General features: G+C 31.1%; 16 protein-coding genes. 10 read left to right on the forward strand and 6 right to left on the reverse strand.

The features are described from left to right. The first annotated feature begins 5 nt into the window (after window positions 1-5). The 6 genes from K7H06_RS01035 (at window position 6) to K7H06_RS01060 (ending at window position 6,586) form a co-directional block, all read left to right on the forward strand. Entirely contained in the window at window positions 6-836 is an 831-nt protein-coding gene (locus K7H06_RS01035; RefSeq protein WP_223038135.1) for a class II fructose-bisphosphate aldolase, read from the forward strand. Between the two features lie 368 nt (window positions 837-1,204). Continuing rightward, window positions 1,205-1,852 carry a CoA transferase subunit A gene (locus K7H06_RS01040; RefSeq protein WP_223038136.1) on the forward strand — a complete coding sequence of 216 codons (648 nt, stop codon included), beginning with the start codon at window positions 1,205-1,207 and terminating at the stop codon, window positions 1,850-1,852. Window positions 1,853-1,863: 11 nt separating this feature from the next. Beyond that, window positions 1,864-2,532: a 3-oxoacid CoA-transferase subunit B gene (locus tag K7H06_RS01045; protein ID WP_246637600.1), complete on the forward strand. Its 669-nt coding sequence runs from the start codon at window positions 1,864-1,866 to the stop codon at window positions 2,530-2,532. 64 nt (window positions 2,533-2,596) lie between these two features. After that, window positions 2,597-2,749 (forward strand): hypothetical protein, encoded by a 153-nt coding sequence (locus K7H06_RS01050; RefSeq protein WP_223038137.1) that lies wholly within the window; start codon window positions 2,597-2,599, stop codon window positions 2,747-2,749. An 85-nt stretch (window positions 2,750-2,834) separates the two neighbouring features. Then, the gene (locus tag K7H06_RS01055) at window positions 2,835-4,226 is read left to right on the forward strand and encodes an aldehyde dehydrogenase family protein (RefSeq protein WP_246637601.1); all 1,392 of its coding nucleotides are present in this window, start codon (window positions 2,835-2,837) and stop codon (window positions 4,224-4,226) included. Window positions 4,227-4,987: 761 nt separating this feature from the next. Further along, on the forward strand, window positions 4,988-6,586 hold the full coding sequence (locus tag K7H06_RS01060; protein WP_223038138.1) for a solute:sodium symporter family transporter: 1,599 nt from the start codon (window positions 4,988-4,990) through the stop codon (window positions 6,584-6,586). Between the two features lie 84 nt (window positions 6,587-6,670). On the opposite strand, the gene K7H06_RS01065 is transcribed toward K7H06_RS01060, so the two are convergent. The 5 genes from K7H06_RS01065 to K7H06_RS01085 form a co-directional block, all read right to left on the reverse strand. Continuing rightward, a complete protein-coding gene (locus K7H06_RS01065; RefSeq protein ID WP_223038139.1) occupies window positions 6,671-7,687 on the reverse strand; it encodes a Gfo/Idh/MocA family oxidoreductase in 1,017 nt (338 codons plus the stop codon). A gap of 28 nt (window positions 7,688-7,715) precedes the next feature. Further along, entirely contained in the window at window positions 7,716-8,546 is an 831-nt protein-coding gene (locus K7H06_RS01070; protein ID WP_223038140.1) for a class II fructose-bisphosphate aldolase, read from the reverse strand. Between the two features lie 103 nt (window positions 8,547-8,649). Beyond that, on the reverse strand, window positions 8,650-9,786 hold the full coding sequence (locus K7H06_RS01075; protein WP_223038141.1) for an MFS transporter: 1,137 nt from the start codon (window positions 9,784-9,786) through the stop codon (window positions 8,650-8,652). A 42-nt stretch (window positions 9,787-9,828) separates the two neighbouring features. Then, on the reverse strand, window positions 9,829-10,584 hold the full coding sequence (locus tag K7H06_RS01080; RefSeq protein ID WP_223038142.1) for a DeoR/GlpR family DNA-binding transcription regulator: 756 nt from the start codon (window positions 10,582-10,584) through the stop codon (window positions 9,829-9,831). Window positions 10,585-10,767: 183 nt separating this feature from the next. Beyond that, window positions 10,768-10,932, reverse strand: coding sequence for a hypothetical protein (locus K7H06_RS01085; protein WP_223038143.1), 165 nt, complete (start codon window positions 10,930-10,932; stop codon window positions 10,768-10,770). A gap of 172 nt (window positions 10,933-11,104) precedes the next feature. On the opposite strand from K7H06_RS01085, the gene K7H06_RS01090 reads away from it, so the two are divergent. The 4 genes from K7H06_RS01090 to K7H06_RS01105 all read left to right on the forward strand — a co-directional run bounded on the left by K7H06_RS01090 (window position 11,105) and on the right by K7H06_RS01105 (window position 15,914). After that, a complete protein-coding gene (locus K7H06_RS01090) occupies window positions 11,105-11,308 on the forward strand; it encodes a hypothetical protein (RefSeq protein ID WP_223038144.1) in 204 nt (67 codons plus the stop codon). Between the two features lie 301 nt (window positions 11,309-11,609). Further along, a complete protein-coding gene (locus K7H06_RS01095; protein WP_223038145.1) occupies window positions 11,610-11,972 on the forward strand; it encodes an ArsR/SmtB family transcription factor in 363 nt (120 codons plus the stop codon). Between the two features lie 23 nt (window positions 11,973-11,995). Then, complete coding sequence (locus tag K7H06_RS01100; RefSeq protein WP_343216803.1) at window positions 11,996-14,350, forward strand: heavy metal translocating P-type ATPase; 2,355 nt, start codon at window positions 11,996-11,998, stop codon at window positions 14,348-14,350. Between the two features lie 169 nt (window positions 14,351-14,519). After that, entirely contained in the window at window positions 14,520-15,914 is a 1,395-nt protein-coding gene (locus tag K7H06_RS01105) for a M23 family metallopeptidase (RefSeq protein ID WP_223038146.1), read from the forward strand. Window positions 15,915-15,946: 32 nt separating this feature from the next. On the opposite strand, the gene K7H06_RS01110 is transcribed toward K7H06_RS01105, so the two are convergent. After that, the gene (locus K7H06_RS01110; RefSeq protein ID WP_223038147.1) at window positions 15,947-17,419 is read right to left on the reverse strand and encodes a response regulator transcription factor; all 1,473 of its coding nucleotides are present in this window, start codon (window positions 17,417-17,419) and stop codon (window positions 15,947-15,949) included. Window positions 17,420-17,421 lie beyond the last annotated feature (2 nt).

Raw genomic sequence — 17,421 nt, forward strand, 5'->3', positions numbered from 1 at the left:
ATCCTATGTTAGTAAATCTAAGAGAAATTACCAAGGAAGTAGCCGATAAAAATTGTGCGGTTGCAGGATTTAATGTGTTTGGATATGAGGATGCTTCAGCTGTTATTAGAGCTGCTGAAAAACTAAATGCACCTGTTATTTTGATGAGTAATAAAGATGCAGTAGATTATATGCCCTTAGAGATTTATGCAGATTTATTTTGTAGATTAGCAAGAGATGCAAAGGTACCTGTATGTGTACATCTTGATCATGCTAAAAGTTACGAATTAATCGTTAGAGCTATTAAAGCAGGATATACTTCTGTTATGTATGATGGATCACAGCTTCCTCTTGAAGAAAACATAAAAAATACGAAAGAAGTTGTAAAATTAGCTAAAGCATTAGATATAAGTGTTGAAGCTGAAATTGGTTCTGTAGGATATAGTGATCCAAGTATAAAAATAAAGGGTGTATATACAAAACCAGAGGAAGCAGAAAAATTTGCAAAAGAAACAGGTGTTGATATTTTAGCTGTATCTATTGGAAATGTTCATAAAATGGAAACACAAGGGGCAACTATTCAATATGATTTATTGAAAGAGATTCAAGAGGTTGTACCTGTGCCAATCGTGCTACATGGTTCTACTGGAATATTAGATGAAGATATGAAAAAACTTGTTACTTATAGAGTGGGTAAAGTAAATATTGGAACAGCTCTTCGTATGGCTTTTGGACATACTTTAAGAAAAGAAATGGAAGAAAAGCCAAATGCTTTTGATCGACTTGTATTATCAAAAGCACCTATGGAAGCAGTAGAAAAGGCAGCTTTTGAAAAATTAAAGCTTTTAGGATTTTAATTTAAAAACTAAATTTTAAAGAAAAATCATATAAAATTACTTTTAAAAATTTCAGCTATGGCTATGACAGACGATCTCTTTTAGATAGAGAAAAGTTGTCTTGTCATAGCTAAATTTATAATATGGAATAGTAAAAGCTTAAAAATTTAGATGTATTTGTATTTTTATAATAGTTAGGGAATCCTATAAATGAAAAAAATAAAAGTCGGGATTTTTTATGCTTATATGAAAACGTATAAAACACTAGTATTTTAGTTAATTTAGGTATAATTTTGTGGAATAGGAAAACGTTACCAAAATATTTTTCTATTTAGATTTGATTTATGAGCTTATTATAAAGAATATAAGTGAGATATAGGAGGTTGGATATGAATAAAGTAATGACTATAGATGAAGTAAAGGAAAAATTTACAGAAGGAATGACCCTTATGATTGGTGGTTTTATGGGAGTAGGTACGGCAGAAAAACTTGTAGATGCAGTAGTAGAAAAGGGTGTAAAAGATTTAACTGTCATTTGTAATGATGCAGCTACACCAGGAGCAGGAGCAGGGAAATTAGTGAGAGCTAAGGTTATAAAAAAATATATTACATCTCATATTGGATTAAATCCTGAATTAGGAAAACAGATGAGTGATCATGAAGTAGATGTTGAATTGGTTCCACAAGGAACCTTAGTAGAGAGAATTCGATCAGGTGGCTTTGGTTTAGGGGGCGTACTAACACCTACTGGAGTTGGAACAGATGTGGAGGAAGGAAAACAAAAAATAACGATACAAGGGAAAGAATATTTAGTAGAATTGCCACTAAAGGGAGATGTAGCACTAGTTAAGGGCTATCGTTGTGACAAAGCAGGAAATGTAGTATTTCGTAAATCAGCTCGAAATTTTAATCCCATTATCGCTATGGCTTGTGACTTTGTTGTAGTAGAAGTAGAACATATTGATGAAATTGGTGAGATTGATCCAGATCACATTATGCTTCCAGGAATATTTGTAGATGCTATTATTCAAGGATAGGAGTGAAATAGATGACAGAAAAAATAAAAGGAAGAGAATTGATTGCAAGAAGAATTGCAAAAGAATTTAAAGATGGAGATGTTGTTAATTTAGGAATTGGAATGCCTACAAAGGTTGCTAATTATATTCCAGAAGGGGTAGAAATCCTTTTACAGTCTGAAAATGGTTTTATTGGTATTGGAGCTGCTCCTAAGGAAGGGGAAGAGGATAAGGATTTAATTAATGCAGGGAATCAGTTTGTAACGGTTGTACCAGGAGCATGTTTTTTTGATAGTGCAACTTCTTTTGGGATTATTCGAGGCGGACATGTAGATGCTACAGTTTTAGGGACATTAGAAGTAGATCAAGAGGGAAACATTGCAAATTATATTATCCCTGGTAAGATGGTACCTGGAATGGGTGGAGCAATGGATTTATGTACAGGTGTGAAGAAGGTAATTATTGCTACAGATCATTTAGACAAAAAGGGAAGATCCAAGATTCTTAAAAAATGTCGTTTGCCCCTTACCGCAAAAAAAGAAGCAAATTTGATTGTAACAGATTTTGCTGTAATGGAAGTAACTGAAAAAGGACTCCTTCTAAAAGAAATTGCACAGGGTAAAACAGTAGAGGAAGTAGTAAATAATACGGAAGCGGATTTAATTATTGCTGAAGACATGAAGATTATGGAAGTGTCATAGAAATATATAATTGTATATGTATTTTTGTAGGCAAAAAAGAATGAATATTCTGGGAAAATATGGGGTGATCAAAGGTTTAAATAAAAAACTTTTTGGTCACTCCATATTTTATGAAAATTTTAAAGAAGAAAATAAAATATTTGATGAAATAACAAAGGAACAGAAATATATAAGAATAAAAATAAAAAAACATAACAATAAAGAAAAAAACTTATAAATTTAAATAAATAATAGAAAAAATATAATTAAAATGTTAAAATGATATATAAAGATAGATAATTTTACAAAAGGAGGAAATATTAATGAGTCAAAATGCAAAAGAATATGTAGCAAGTCTTATAGACAGAGCGAGAAAAGCACAAGCTATTGCAGACAAATTTACACAAGAGAAGGTAGATGAACTTTGTACAGCTATTGCTTGGAATATTGTAAAACCTGAAACAGCAGAAAAAATTGCAACAATGGCAGTGAAAGAGTCTACACTTGGAAACTATGATGGTAAATATGCAAAATTGATGACCAAAATCCGTGGTGGCCTTCGCGATATGAAAGGTCAAAAATCAGTAGGGGTTATTGAAAGAGATGATGAAAAGAAAATCATGAAAGTTGCAAAGCCTGTTGGAGTAGTTGCAGCATTAGTACCTTGTACAAATCCAGAAGCAACACCAGTTCTAAAATCAATGTTTGCTATAAAGGGTAGAAATGCTATTGTTATTGCACCACATCCAAGAACAAAAAATACAAACACTTATATTGTAAATATTGTTCGTGAAACCCTTAAAAAATATGGTGCACCAGAAGATTTAGTAATCGCTGTTGATCCAGAACACGTATCAATGGATGTAAGTGGAGAATTAATGGCACAAGCTGATCTAGTATTAGCTACTGGTGGCGGTGGAATGGTAAAAGCTGCTTACAGTTCAGGTACACCTGCATATGGTGTTGGTCAAGGAAATGCTGTTACCGTAGTAGATGAAACAGTAGATCTAAAAGAAGTTGCAAATAAAATCATGAGAAGTAAGACTTTTGACTTTGCAACAAGCTGTTCTACAGAAAATTCATGTGTAGTGCAAGTTGGTATATATGAGAAGTTCGTAAAAGCTATGGAAGCTGAAGGTGGATATTTAGTAACGGGAGACGAAAAAGAAAAGCTTCAAAATGCTATGTGGCATGATGGACACTTAAGTCGAGCAATTGTAGCTCAAGCACCAGAAACAATTGCGAAAGAAGCTGGAATTGAATTGCCAGAAGGAAAAACTTTCTTTATGGTAGAAGAAACTGGAATAGGTGCAGATTATCCATTCTCAGGAGAAAAATTATCTGTAGTAACTACACTATTTAAATATGGACAGTTCCAGGAAGCAATTGATAAAGTAAATGCAATTACTGCTTATCATGGAAGTGGTCACTCTTGCGGAATCCACACAAATGATGAAGAAAGAATTTTAGCATTAGCATTAAATACAAAAACAAGTCGCTTAATGGTAAGACAACCACAATGTCTAGCAAACAGTGGAGCGTGGACAAATGGCATGCCAATGACATTAACACTAGGATGCGGTACTTGGGGTGGAAATATTGCATCTGAGAATGTAAGTTGGAAGCACTTAATTAATGTAACTTGGGTATCTTCACCAATCGAATCTACACAGCCAACGGATGAAGAATTATTTGGTCATATTATGTTAGATTAAGGGAAGTGAATTTAATAAATTTGAATCGAATACATAAATAGAGTAAGTTGTGAAACAGGAGATACTTTTAAAATAATGTTTGAAAGTATCTCCTATTTATTTTAAGAATCAAGAAGTAAATAGTTTAAACTGTCATTTGTCATATTGAAAGATGTATTTATAAGTTTAATTTGATTTTCTATGTATTTCGATTAGGTGTATTATATTAAAAAATAATTTCATATTGTTGTGTAATGTTATTGTTTGTATTATTATTACTTTTCTTATTTTACATATTTTTTAAAAAAATAATAAAAAAATTAAAAATTCGACAAGAAACGATAGATTTTTTATAAAAAAAGGTGTATAATCTATTTTGTGAGTAGATGATAACGATTGCTTATTATTATTTGTTTATTATTTTTGATTTTTATTTATTAATTATTATTTTTGATTTATTATTTATTGTTTTTTAGAAAAGCTAATAATCATGAATATAGAGAGAAGTATTATTTACATGAAGGTACAAAAAATCTGAAAATAAAGTATATTGAATACAATATACTTTATTCAAAATTTTCATAAGCTAGATTATTATCATCTAAAAAAGATAAAAGAAAAAGTGTATTTTTTTTAGGGTAAAGGTAAACGTTTTCTAAAAAAGATTTTTTTTAGTGATTTATTTAACTAAATATAAAATGATGATGAAAGGAGGCTTGAACAGAAAAAAGTTGTTGTATGACAAAAAACTATAAAATTTTACATCATGGGAGGAATTTAAATTGAGTTTATGGGCAGCAGTATCATTTATATTTTTCACAGGATTAGTGGCATTTATATCTTGGAGAATGACTAAAGATGACGATTTAGATACACAAGATGGATATTTCCTAGGAGGAAGAAGTTTAACTGGCTTAGTTATTGCAGGATCATTAATGCTTACAAACTTATCAACAGAACAAATGGTAGGATTAAATGGAGTAAGTTATCAAACCAATATGTGTGTAATGGCTTGGGAGATTACTGCAGCATTTGCATTAATCTGTATGGCTTTTATCTTTTTACCAAAGTATTTAAAGAGTGGTATTACTACAATACCAGATTTTTTAGAAGATCGTTATGATGCAAAAACAAGACAAATTATATCCGTTTTATTCTTAATTGGATATGCAGCAACGTATCTTCCAACAGTATTATATTCTGGAGCTTTAGTATTAAATGGATTATTTGACATCCCACAACTTTTAGGAATTACTCAATTCCAAGGATTATGGATTACTGTTTGGGCTATAGGAATTGCAGGTTCTATTTATGCAATTTTTGGAGGATTAAAAGCAGTTGCAGTTTCTGATACAATCAATGGGGTAGGATTATTAGTTGGAGGATTATTAGTTCCTATATTCGCATTAATTGCGTTAGGGGATGGAAGCTTTTCAGAGGGACTCAATACATTATTAACTGTACACCCTGAAAAATTAAATGGTATTGCGGCAGCGAATGCAAAAAGTCCATTAATACCATGGCCAACATTATTTACAGGAATTGTAGTTAATAATTTATTCTACTGGTGTACAAACCAATCTATTGTACAAAGAACATTAGGAGCAAAAAACCTAGAAGAAGCACAAAAAGGTGTTATTTATGCAGGATTTTTAAAATTGTTAGGACCTTTCTTCTTAGTATTACCAGGAATTATTGCATTCCATTTATATGGAGATACATTAACAAATGCAGATATGGCATATCCTACATTAGTGAGTGATGTTTTACCAAAACCATTAATGGGATTCTTTGCAGCTGTATTATTTGGAGCGATTTTAAGTTCATTTAATAGTGCACTAAATAGTTGTGTAACATTATTTACATTAAATATTTATAGACCTGTTTTCAAACCATCTGCAACGGATAAAGAGTTAGTAAAAACAGGTAAAAAGTTTGGAATTGTTTTAGCCGTAATTTCTATGCTTATTGCACCATTTATTATTTATGCACCAGATGGATTATTTGGCTATCTACAAGAATGCTTTGGATTCTACAATGTACCAATCGTAGCTGCTGTTATGGTAGGTTTCTATACAAAGAGAGTTCCAGCTTTAGGAGCAAAGATATCTTTATTCTCCCATATCGTTTTATATACGATTTCTAAATTTGTAGCAGGAGATGTACATTTCTTATATGTATTAGCTGTATTATTCCCTATCAATGTACTAATCATGCTTGCTGTTGGTAAAATCAAGCCAAGAGAAACAGCATATATACAAAAGTATACTGAGCAAGTAGATATTACTCCTTGGAAATATACAAAAGTAGCATCTTTAGGAATTATGGCAGGAATGCTAATATTATTTGCTATATTCTCTAAATTTGGAGTTGCTGCGTAGGTTAGTATTTTAATAAGAATGAAAATTCGATAAAACAAATAAGTAAAGGGTTGTTGACTTGGATCAACAACCCTTGTATTTTAGCTATTTAATAGTAATAATAGATTTCTCATCTAAAGAGTGTTGGCAGGCATAAGCGATTTTAGTAGAAAGAACACCATCAGAAACTGCTACAGAAGGCTTTTCCTTTTTGATTAAGCAATTGATAAAGTAATTGACTTCATTGAAGTAAGCTTGTTCAAATCGCTCTAAGAAGCTAGTGCAGCATTCCTTTACTACACCATGTTCATTAAAAATAGAGGTTAAATTTTTATCAGGTGTTGAACCTATTCGTAAACTTCCTTTGGTACCTATAATTTCTGTTTCTATATGATAGCCATGGGCACAGGTTCTACCAGCATAAAACATGCCTATACTGCCATTTTCAAATTCAATAAGGGCTACACCATTATCCACATCATTGTACTGTGCAAATTCGTCACGAACATAACAGCCACCAAGGGCATAAGCTGTTTTTCCTTCAGCTCCAAGATACCAACGAGCTAAATCAATATCATGAACCATCATATCTAAATATAGGCCGCCACTTGTTTTAGCAAAAGGAATAGCAACATCTACTAGAGCAATAGGGTCTAGTCCATAACATCTTACCATAAATGGCTTACCAATAGCACCTGCATCAATCTTTTGTTTTGCATAAGCATAAGATTCGTCAAATCTTCTCATGAATCCAAGCATAAAATAAAGATCAGGATATTCCTTAACCAATTTTTCAATTTCTTCACATTCTTCTAAGGTTAGAGCTAAAGGTTTTTCGCAGAAAATATGTTTTCCATTTTTTAAAGCTAATTCAATATGTTCGTAATGATATTTTGATGGAGAAATGATGGCAATAGCATCAACTTCAGGATTTTTAACCATTTCTTCATAATTGGTATATCCATATTTTATTCCTAATTCTTTTTTTGCTTTTTCTACTTTCTTTGTTGTGGCACTACAGGCTGCAATTAACTCAGCTTGAGGGATTTTATGAGCAATATTTTCAGCATGTTTCCAACCCAATTTTCCTAAACCTACAATACCAATCCTTATTTTTTCCACGATGTAGCCTCCTCTTTTGTGAGATAGTTTAAAAGCCCAAAGCAGATAATTTTTCTATGACAACTTCCTTTACTGCTTGTATTGGACTTTTGAATAAATCCTTTCGGTTATAAAGATGATTTTCATTTAAGACTTCTTCTTTTATAGCATTTCCAAAAGCAACACGAAGAGCTGTACCAATATTTACCTTAGAAATATTGGTTTTTGATAATTTTCTTAAATCTTCATGAGAAATCCCAGAAGAGCCATGTAAAACAAGAGGGGTATTTGTTACTTTTTCAATTTCATAAAGACGTTCATATTGTATTTGTGCATTTTGCTTTTGTTGTCTATGAACGGTGCCAATAGCAATAGCTAAAGCATCTACTTTTGTTTCATTGATGAACTGCTCAGCATCATGAGGAGATGTGTAAATGGAAGTGTTATCCTGATAAATATCCTCATAAGCTACAGAGCCAATTTCAGCTTCAACACTTACATCAAAAGAATGAGCAAGCTTGATTACTTTTTTCGTATTTTTAATATTTTCTTCTAATGGAAGTTGAGAGCCATCGTACATAACAGAGGTGTAACCAAGATTTATGGCTTTTTCAATTAATAAGAAGTCTTTTGCATGTTCTAATTGAAGACATACAGGAATACTAGCTTTCTCCGCCATTGTTTTGAATAGAGAAGCCGTATATTCTATGGGCATATATTCTCTTGCTGCTTTATGGGTTAATAATACAATAGGAGCGCCTTTTTTTTCTCCAGCCTCAATGACTGCACGAGCATCCTCGTATCCAAAAACATTAAAACCAGCAATAATATAGTCTTTATGCATAGCATCCTTTACCATTTGGTTTAGATTGACTAACATAATAAAACCTCCTTTATGATATTGTAAAAATGTGTCAGATTCAAAATGAAAAGTTGTAGAAAACAAAGCATTTACACTTTAAAGCTGACACACTTATAAATCATCAATATTTAATTAATTTTTTAGATAATGTGGCACTAAGAAGACCTAAAAATCCTAGGAAATAAAAACTAAATTTTAATCCACTAAAATCACTTAGGATTCCGGTAAAGAAAGGACCTAAAAACATACCAAATCCATAGATGGCTTGGAAAAATCCCATGGCTGTAGCACGTTTACTTTCTTCAATATCTTTAATACTTAGTCCCATTAATAGTGGAAAGACTAATCCTCTACTAAACCCACCTATGATTTGGCTAAACATTAAAAGTGGAACGGTAGAAATTAAAGGGATGCAGAAAGTAGAAAGGGCTGTGACAATAAATCCTCCTATAATCGTTCTCTTTTCTCCAAAGCGCTTTGTAAAAAATGTACCACTCAGTGGTGCTGCGAAAACACCTGGAAGAATAGAAAGGGTACCAAGTAAACCTAATTGAAAATCAGTAGCACCAATTTTTTCAGCAACAATAGGCGTAAAGCCAAAAACAGTAGAAAAATTAATTAATTGAAAAAGTATAGCTAAAACAGAAATACCCATCAAATAAGAATTTTTGGAAACGGCTATTAAATCTGATGTGGTGATCGTTGTATTGGAAATTTTGGGTTCTTCATAAATATTAAAACTAAATAAGATGCCTAAAATAGCAGCCCCTAAAGATAAAATAAAAGCAGAAGATACACCAAATTTTTCTACAACTACTCCTCCTAAGAACATAGCTGAAAGTTGTCCTATAAAATTGAAAGAATTAATGAGCCCCATAGCTTTTGGAGCTTCTTCCTTAGGAAAATAACTAGAAAATAAAATCGTATAGATTACCCATGTAGCTGCAGATAATCCAGCCATGATTCGATAAAAAAACAAAGAAGGAATAGAAGACGACATTAAAAATCCTAAAGAACTTAAGAGTGATAATAAAAGTCCAAGAGGAATAAATATTTTACGTTTGTTTAAATGATCAGAAAGTATGCCTAAGGGGATACGAACAATCATTTGAGATAAACCATAAGAGCCTACAATAAGACCAATGGCTTTATAAGAAGCACCCAAGGATGCTGCATAAGAAGGTAATGTAGGAACATAAGTATATAAGGAAAACCAATAGAGCATGGTTACAATGGCAAAAGTTGTTTTCTTATTCATTTGTTTAAGTGTTCCCCCTTTTGTAAATATTACAAAGTATGATTATTTTGTAATGACTTCTACATCCTTTTCTAAAAATGCGTTTTTATAAACATCGTCAATTTGATTGGTAATAATACGATCTGGTGTTGCTATAGTACCAACCTGAAAAAGTGCTATTTTATTGAATTTCATATGATCTGCAAGAAGGGTCCAGCATTGTGTAATGTTTGGTACTTGCTTATAGACAAAGGTACTTAGGGTATGGTCTACTGTAAGACCTGCCATTAAATCAATACCTGATATACTAGTAAATGCTTTATTTACATAAATATCTTTGAAATAATCATCTACTTTTTCACTACTAGATGAGATCATATTTTCTCGATAAACCAATTCTCCTCCAATTAAAAATACACGTTTTAAATGAGGGGTTAATTCGTATAAGGCACTAATATTGTTTGTAATGATCGTTACATCTTTATGCTTTAGCTTTTTAGCAAGTAAATAGCAGGTAGCACCAGAACCCAAGAATATACTATCTCCATCTTCTATGGTATTTGCAGCAATGGTAGCAATATATTCTTTTAAATCGTAGTTGAGAATAGTTGGAGCTTGTGTGATTTCTTCATTAGAAGATTCTGCTAATGTTGCACCACCTCTAGTTTTTATTAAAAAACCTTGTTTTTCTAATTCAGATAAATCTTTACGAATGGTAACATCGCTCACACTCATGATGGAACGAAGCTTGTGAATACTTACAGTTTTTTCTATTAATAGTATTTCTTTTATTTTTTCAAGCCTTTGGGTTGCAATCATTCGAGTCACTTCCTTTCAGTAGATTATTCTATAAAGAATTTTTTTATTGTTATTATAACTATTATAAAATATTACTATTAGTTTAGCAATTGTTTTGCAAAATTATATTTTTTTTACGTTTTTTTATAATTTATTGTGTTATATCTATTATTATATAATATCATGAAATATGATTTATAGTATTTAACCAAATAAATAAAATAAAAGTAATATAATGAAGATAAAAATAGTATTGTTGCAAAATAGGGATAATTCTTTAAAGCCACCTCCAAATAATTCAAATAATACTAATAGTATTAGGTAAAAAGTTATATTATTATTACATCCTTCAAATATATTATGAATCATTTTCATCCTCCTAACAAAATTTTTTAGAAGATTTCAAAGGAATCCTTTTTACTTTCTTCATAATATAAATATGTAAGGTTATTTACATGTGATATAAAAAATAGCAGGAGTTTGCATACAATTGTATAATAATATAATAATATACAAAAATATCAAATTATGGAGGGGTTATATGTTTCATAAAGGAACAATAGATCATATACAAGAAGAGAAAACAAAAGCTTATTTTATAGCAAAGAAATTAGAAGATATTGCTATAGAAATAGATGAATTATCTGAAGAAGAAAAAAAATTTATTATAGAAAGAATTTATGATAAGAATCGGAACGCTATTGTACAGCTGTGCAATACGATTATCAATTATTTAGGATGGTAAAACATGTTTACACCTCAAATCATAATATTGATCATTTTTATAAAGTATTCCTTTGGAAGTATTGAATAAGGGATACTTTTTTTATGAAAATAGTAAATGAAATATTTTCAAGTAAAGACAAAACAACGTTTATAATATTTTTATTAAATTGATATTGACTTTTAAGAGATAAGGGGAATATAATATATATAAATATATGAACAATTGTTCATATGTTGAAAGATAAAGAGTAATCTATAATGTAAAAAGATCAGTATAAATAATACTAATCAGATGAATTTAACTTATAAGGAGGATTATGATGGAACAAAAAAATAAAGATTGTTGCAGTTGTCATACGATTCATGAAGAAATCATTGAAAAGGTTCGAGAGAAGATGCCAGAAGAAGAGCAATTATATGATTTAGCAGAATTCTTTAAGGTGTTTGGAGATAGTACAAGAATCAAAATCATATGTGCTTTATTTGAAGCAGAAATGTGTGTATGTGATATTGCAGCGTTATTGGGAATGAAGCAATCTGCCATATCTCATCAGTTGAGAATTCTAAAAAAAGAAAGACTTGCCAAATTTAGAAAAGAAGGAAAAGTGGTTTACTATTCTTTAGATGATGAGCATGTTCAAAAAATATTCGAACAAGGATTTAATCATATCATTCATCGATGATAAAGATGAAAGGGGGAGAGAGCATGCGTAAGATGCAAAGAGAATTTTTATTAGAAGGTCTTGGCTGTGCCAATTGTGCAGCAAAAATGGAAAGAAGAATAGAAAAAATCCAAGGGATTACCCATGTAAGTATAAGTTTTGCCACTAAAAAATTGATAATAGAATGGGATACTTATGAATTAGAAGAAATAAAACAAAAAGTTAAGGAAATCGTACAAAAAATAGAACCTCATGTACAAGTGATTGATAAAAGTAAAAAGGAAAAGCCTCTAAAGAAGAGAAATAATCATGATATTCACCAAGATTGCTGTGGAGAACCCCATGGACATGACCACGGACATGAAGAGCATGGGTATGAAGATTGTTGTGGAGGTACCCATGGACATGAGGAACATAGACATGAAAGTTGTTGTGGAAAAACCCACGGACATGAGGAACATGGACTTGAAGGTTGCGGTGAAGAACCCCATGAACATGACCACGGACATGAGGAGCATGAACATGAAAGTAGTGGAGAACACAATCATGATCATGGAGAGTTGAATAAAAAACAAATCATTACTTTAACTAGCGGAGCTATATTATTTTTCACAGCTATGATTTTCAAATTTAGCTTCGTTACAGAACTTTCATTATATGTGATTAGTTATTTATTAATCGGTAAAGATGTTTTACTCAAAGCCATAAGAAATATTCTCAGGGGAGAATTTTTAGATGAAAACTTCTTGATGACTATAGCAGGGATTAGTGCTTTTGCTATAAAAGAATTTCCAGAAGCTGTAGCCGTGATGTTGTTCTTTAGAGTAGGTGAGTTTTTTGAAGGTGTAGCTGTAAATCGTTCAAGAAAGTCTATAGAAGCCTTATTAGATATTCGACCTGATTTTGCAAATTTAAAAACGAAGAAAGGTGTTCTTAAAGTATCTCCAGAGGAAGTAATGATCGGTCAATTGATTATTGTAAAGCCAGGAGAAAAAATACCATTAGACGGAAAAGTTATAGAAGGAACATCTATGTTGGATACATCCGTACTGACAGGAGAATCTGTACCACGAAAAGCCCAAGTTGGAGATGAAGTTTTTAGTGGAGCAATTAATCAGAATGGTGTTTTAACTGTTGAAGTTACAAAAGCTTTTGGAGAGTCAACTGTATCTAAAATATTAGAATTAGTTGAAAAAGCAAGTAGCAAAAAAGCACAAACAGAAAAATTCATTACAAGATTTGCAAGATATTATACCCCATCTGTCGTATTTGTAGCGTTAATGCTAGCTATAATACCACCGTTGTTCGTTGAGGGAGCAACGTTTACAGAGTGGATCTATAGAGCAGCTATATTCTTAGTTGTATCTTGCCCATGTGCATTAGTGATTTCTATTCCCCTTGGATTCTTTGGAGGAATTGGTGGAGCTTCTAAAAATGGCATACTTATTAAGGGCGGAAATTATTTGGAAGTTTTAAATAAGGTAGATGCAGTTGTATTTGATAAAACAGGAACCATTACAAAGGGTGTATTTAAAGTTACTAAAATAAACACAGTAAAAGATTTTAAAGAAGAAGATTTAATTTATTATGCGGCCTATGCTGAATATTATTCAAATCATCCAATTGCTGTATCTATACGAAAAATTTATCATGGGGAAATTAAAGAAGAAATAATGAAAGACTATGAAGAAATATCTGGACATGGTGTAAAGGTAATAGTAGATGGAAAAGTGGTATTAGTAGGAAATAAAAAGCTAATGGAAAAATATCATATAGAGCATGAAGAAATAAATGAAATAGGAACTATTGTGCATATAGCAGTAGAGGGTAAATATGCAGGAGCTATGATCATATCAGATGAAATAAAAGAGGATTCGTTGGAAGGAATTAAAAAACTTAAAAAATTAGGGATCAAAAAATTAGTTATGCTCACGGGAGATCATAAAAAAGTTGCAGAGGCTATTGCAAAAGAAATAGGAATAGATGAAGTTCATGCAGAGTTATTACCCCATGAAAAGGTTGAAAAGCTTGAAGCATTACAAAAGAACATGAAAGAAAACATTGCATTCATTGGAGATGGTATCAATGATGCACCTGTACTTGCAAGGGCAGATATAGGTGTAGCTATGGGAGGACTTGGTTCTGATGCAGCTATAGAAGCTGCAGATGTAGTACTCATGACAGATGAAATTAGCAAGATGGCAGCAGCTATTCAGGTTGCAAATAGAACAAGAAAAATTGTATGGCAAAATATTATTTTTTCATTAGGAATAAAAGGGATTGTCATGGTATTAGGTGCAGCGGGTATGGCGAACTTGTGGGAAGCAGTTTTTGCAGATGTAGGGGTAGCTTTGATTGCTATATTTAATGCTATGAGAGTGATGAACTATAAAGCTTAGGTTTTGCATATACAAGAGCTTACACTTATGAGATAACCATTTATATAAGTGGTGGTACAAATTGATTCAGGTAGGGAAATCCTTATCTGAATCTTTCATGTTGAGTTTTGATAAAGACATTTACAATTCAGATAAAAAGAGATAATAGAAAAGAAGGGATGCTTGGAAAATGAAAAGTGAGGAATGTTCTCGGAATATTAGAGATCGGTTTTCTAAATATTATTCTAGATTCAATCAAAAGGGGAATGGGAAAATATACATAGGGTTGCTTATGGCTACACTGATCATAGGGATTACTGTGTTCTTTTATATGAATGGTGTTGGGTATATTGTTAAAATAGATGGAAAAGAAGTAGGGATTGTAAGAAACAAGGAAGATTTGAATAAGATTGTTGATGCGTTGGAAACTTCATTAAAAGAAAAATATAATACAGATATTGTATTTGATGAACGAATTATATTTGAAAGTACCAAAGCAAGGGATGAAGAATTATCTAAACCCGAAAATTTAGAAAAAAATCTACAGAAATTTTTAGATTTTAAAGTAAAGGCTTATAGTATCAAAGTAGACAATAAAATCATTGCTAGTCTACCAAAAAAAGAAGATACAAAGAAAGTTCTAGAGGCAGTGAAAAAAGTTTATGTAGATGAAAAAAAGGAATATGATAAGATTTATTTTGTTGAGAAAGTGAAGGTTGATGAAATAAAAGTAGCAACAAATCAGTTAAAGACTTATGAAGATGCAATAAAAATCATTTCACAAGGAACAGAAAAAGAAGAACTGTATGAAGTGCAAGAAGGGGAAAATTTTTGGACCATTGCAGAAAAAAACAAGTTAAGTGTAGATGATTTAATGATAGCAAATCCTAGTATAGATCCAGAAAAATTACAGATTAAACAAAAGATTAGTTTGGTTGTAGCCAAGCCCCTTTTGACTGTTGCAACAGTTGAAAAAGAAAAATATGAAGAGGATATTCCTTATGAATCAAAATTTGAAGAAACCAACCGTTTATATAAAGGAGATAAGAAAATAAAAGCAAAGGGTCAAGTGGGGAAAAAAGAAATATTAGCAGAGGTTGTAAGGTATAATGGTACGGAAATCTCTAAAAAGACTTTAGAAGAAAAAGTTGTCAAGAAGCCTAAAACAGAAATTGTATTAAAAGGAACAAAAATTCCTCCACCAGATAAAAGTACAGGAGCATTTAATAATCCAACGAGAGGAGTGCTTACTTCTAGATTTGGGCCTAGATGGGGAAAAACTCATAGAGGCGTTGATATAGCTGCTAAAACAGGAACTCCTGTAAAAGCAGTAACTACAGGAATCGTTATTTTTTCTGGATGGAAGGGTAATTATGGAAACTGTGTGATCATTAATAATGGAAACGGCATACAGACTTTATATGCCCATAACAATAAGCTTTTAGTGAAAAAGGGAGAGAAAGTTACAAAAGGACAAGTCATTTCCTTAGTAGGAAGTACTGGAAATACTACAGGACCACATGTTCATTTTGAAGTAAAGAAAAATGGAGTTCTTGTGAATCCATTGAAATATGTAAAATATTAAGACCTAAGCTTTTAAGCTTAGGTCTTAATATTTTACCCTTTATAATTTCTAGGAGATACCCCTGTAATTTTTTTAAATACTCTACTAAAATAATTAGGATCACTATAGCCAATTTTTTTATAGATTTCTTTTATTGGAATGTCATCTAGAAGCATTTTTTTTGCTTTTTCAATCCTTATTTCTGTTAGAAATTCAATGAAATTAGCTCCGGTTTCTTGTTTGAATAATTTACTAAGATAATAACTGCTGATGGCAAATTGATAGGATAAATCTTCTAGTTTTAGATCAAGATGATAATTTTTGAGGATATACTCCTTAATAGCATGAATAATTTGACTGTTTTTGCTTTTGTAATCATCCATGTAGTTTTTCACTTCTTGGGAGATGGATTTTTTTATGATAGAACTATTTTTTTTATCCTTTACAAGCTGTATGCTGTTTTCAAAATATATTTTTTCTTTTTCTGTATAAGCACCATATTGTAAACAGTTTAATATTTGCAATGTTTCAAAATAGAAGGCTGTGTGATCTTCAAATTCTTTTTTAGTAATAATTTCAATGATTTTTTCAAATTCTACAAGATATTTTTCGTTAGAATGTACGATTTCATGACATATTTTGAATCTTTCTATTAAAGAGTAATCATTATTTTTTGCTGCTTTTATGGAAAGATTTTTTCTTACTTTAAGGATACTCCCTTTAAGATTTTCAATTTGTTGATTTTGTACAAAGGAATAGTTTATGTTTATATTTTTATTTCTTCTAAAATTTAAATATATTTCTTGTAAATTTTCTTCTACATCCATTTTTTCAAAATCAAATTTTTCAATAAGGATATATAGAATATGATGATAAGAAGATAAGATACATTCATTTCTTTTTTTTAATAATTTATAGGAAGTATCATATAACTCTCTTAAATCTGTAGGATTGGTTATATTTTTAATATGAATACCTATTAAAAAATAATTTTCAAAATTAAATTCTAAGAGGTGAGTAGTCTCTACAATTTCCTTTATTCTTTTTATATTTTCTTCTAAGATGATAGAAATAAATCTTTCTTGCATGACGGATTTTATACCGATAAGATTCTCTTTTAATCTTAATTTTTCTTTTCTATCTTCTTTTTCTTTTTCAATTACTTCTTTGATTTCTGAAAGAAGTGCAATAAGCTTTTTTCGGCGAACAGGTTTTAAAAGATAATCATAAACATCTAATGAAAGGCTTTCTTTTGCATAGGAAAAACAATCATATGCGGAAAGAATAATGATTTTAACGTCTTTTTGTCTATTTCTTATTTCTCTAGCTGCTTGTATACCATCGATGCCAGGCATTTTGATATCTAAGAATATAATATCAGGCCGGTATTCTTCTGCGTATTCAATGGCTTCTCTTCCGTTTTTTGCTTCAGCTACAATTTCTATATCATCAAAGTTTTTCGTAATGATAGCACGAACCCCTTGTCTTTCAACAGGTTCATCATCTGCAATTAATATTTTTATCATTT

It is taken from the genome of Crassaminicella profunda (genome assembly GCF_019884785.1).
In the GTDB taxonomy this organism is placed as follows: domain Bacteria; phylum Bacillota; class Clostridia; order Peptostreptococcales; family Thermotaleaceae; genus Crassaminicella; species Crassaminicella profunda.

Coding starts and splice junctions, on each gene's coding strand:
- K7H06_RS01040 (WP_223038136.1), top strand. CDS start 1,205: ATGAATAAAGTAATGACTATAGATGAAGTAAAGGAAAAATTTACAGAA.
- K7H06_RS01110 (WP_223038147.1), bottom strand. CDS start 17,419: ATGATAAAAATATTAATTGCAGATGATGAACCTGTTGAAAGACAAGGG.
- K7H06_RS01070 (WP_223038140.1), bottom strand. CDS start 8,546: ATGTTAGTCAATCTAAACCAAATGGTAAAGGATGCTATGCATAAAGAC.
- K7H06_RS01105 (WP_223038146.1), top strand. CDS start 14,520: ATGAAAAGTGAGGAATGTTCTCGGAATATTAGAGATCGGTTTTCTAAA.
- K7H06_RS01090 (WP_223038144.1), top strand. CDS start 11,105: ATGTTTCATAAAGGAACAATAGATCATATACAAGAAGAGAAAACAAAA.
- K7H06_RS01100 (WP_343216803.1), top strand. CDS start 11,996: ATGCGTAAGATGCAAAGAGAATTTTTATTAGAAGGTCTTGGCTGTGCC.
- K7H06_RS01075 (WP_223038141.1), bottom strand. CDS start 9,786: ATGAATAAGAAAACAACTTTTGCCATTGTAACCATGCTCTATTGGTTT.
- K7H06_RS01085 (WP_223038143.1), bottom strand. CDS start 10,932: ATGATTCATAATATATTTGAAGGATGTAATAATAATATAACTTTTTAC.
- K7H06_RS01045 (WP_246637600.1), top strand. CDS start 1,864: ATGACAGAAAAAATAAAAGGAAGAGAATTGATTGCAAGAAGAATTGCA.
- K7H06_RS01080 (WP_223038142.1), bottom strand. CDS start 10,584: ATGATTGCAACCCAAAGGCTTGAAAAAATAAAAGAAATACTATTAATA.
- K7H06_RS01095 (WP_223038145.1), top strand. CDS start 11,610: ATGGAACAAAAAAATAAAGATTGTTGCAGTTGTCATACGATTCATGAA.
- K7H06_RS01055 (WP_246637601.1), top strand. CDS start 2,835: ATGAGTCAAAATGCAAAAGAATATGTAGCAAGTCTTATAGACAGAGCG.
- K7H06_RS01035 (WP_223038135.1), top strand. CDS start 6: ATGTTAGTAAATCTAAGAGAAATTACCAAGGAAGTAGCCGATAAAAAT.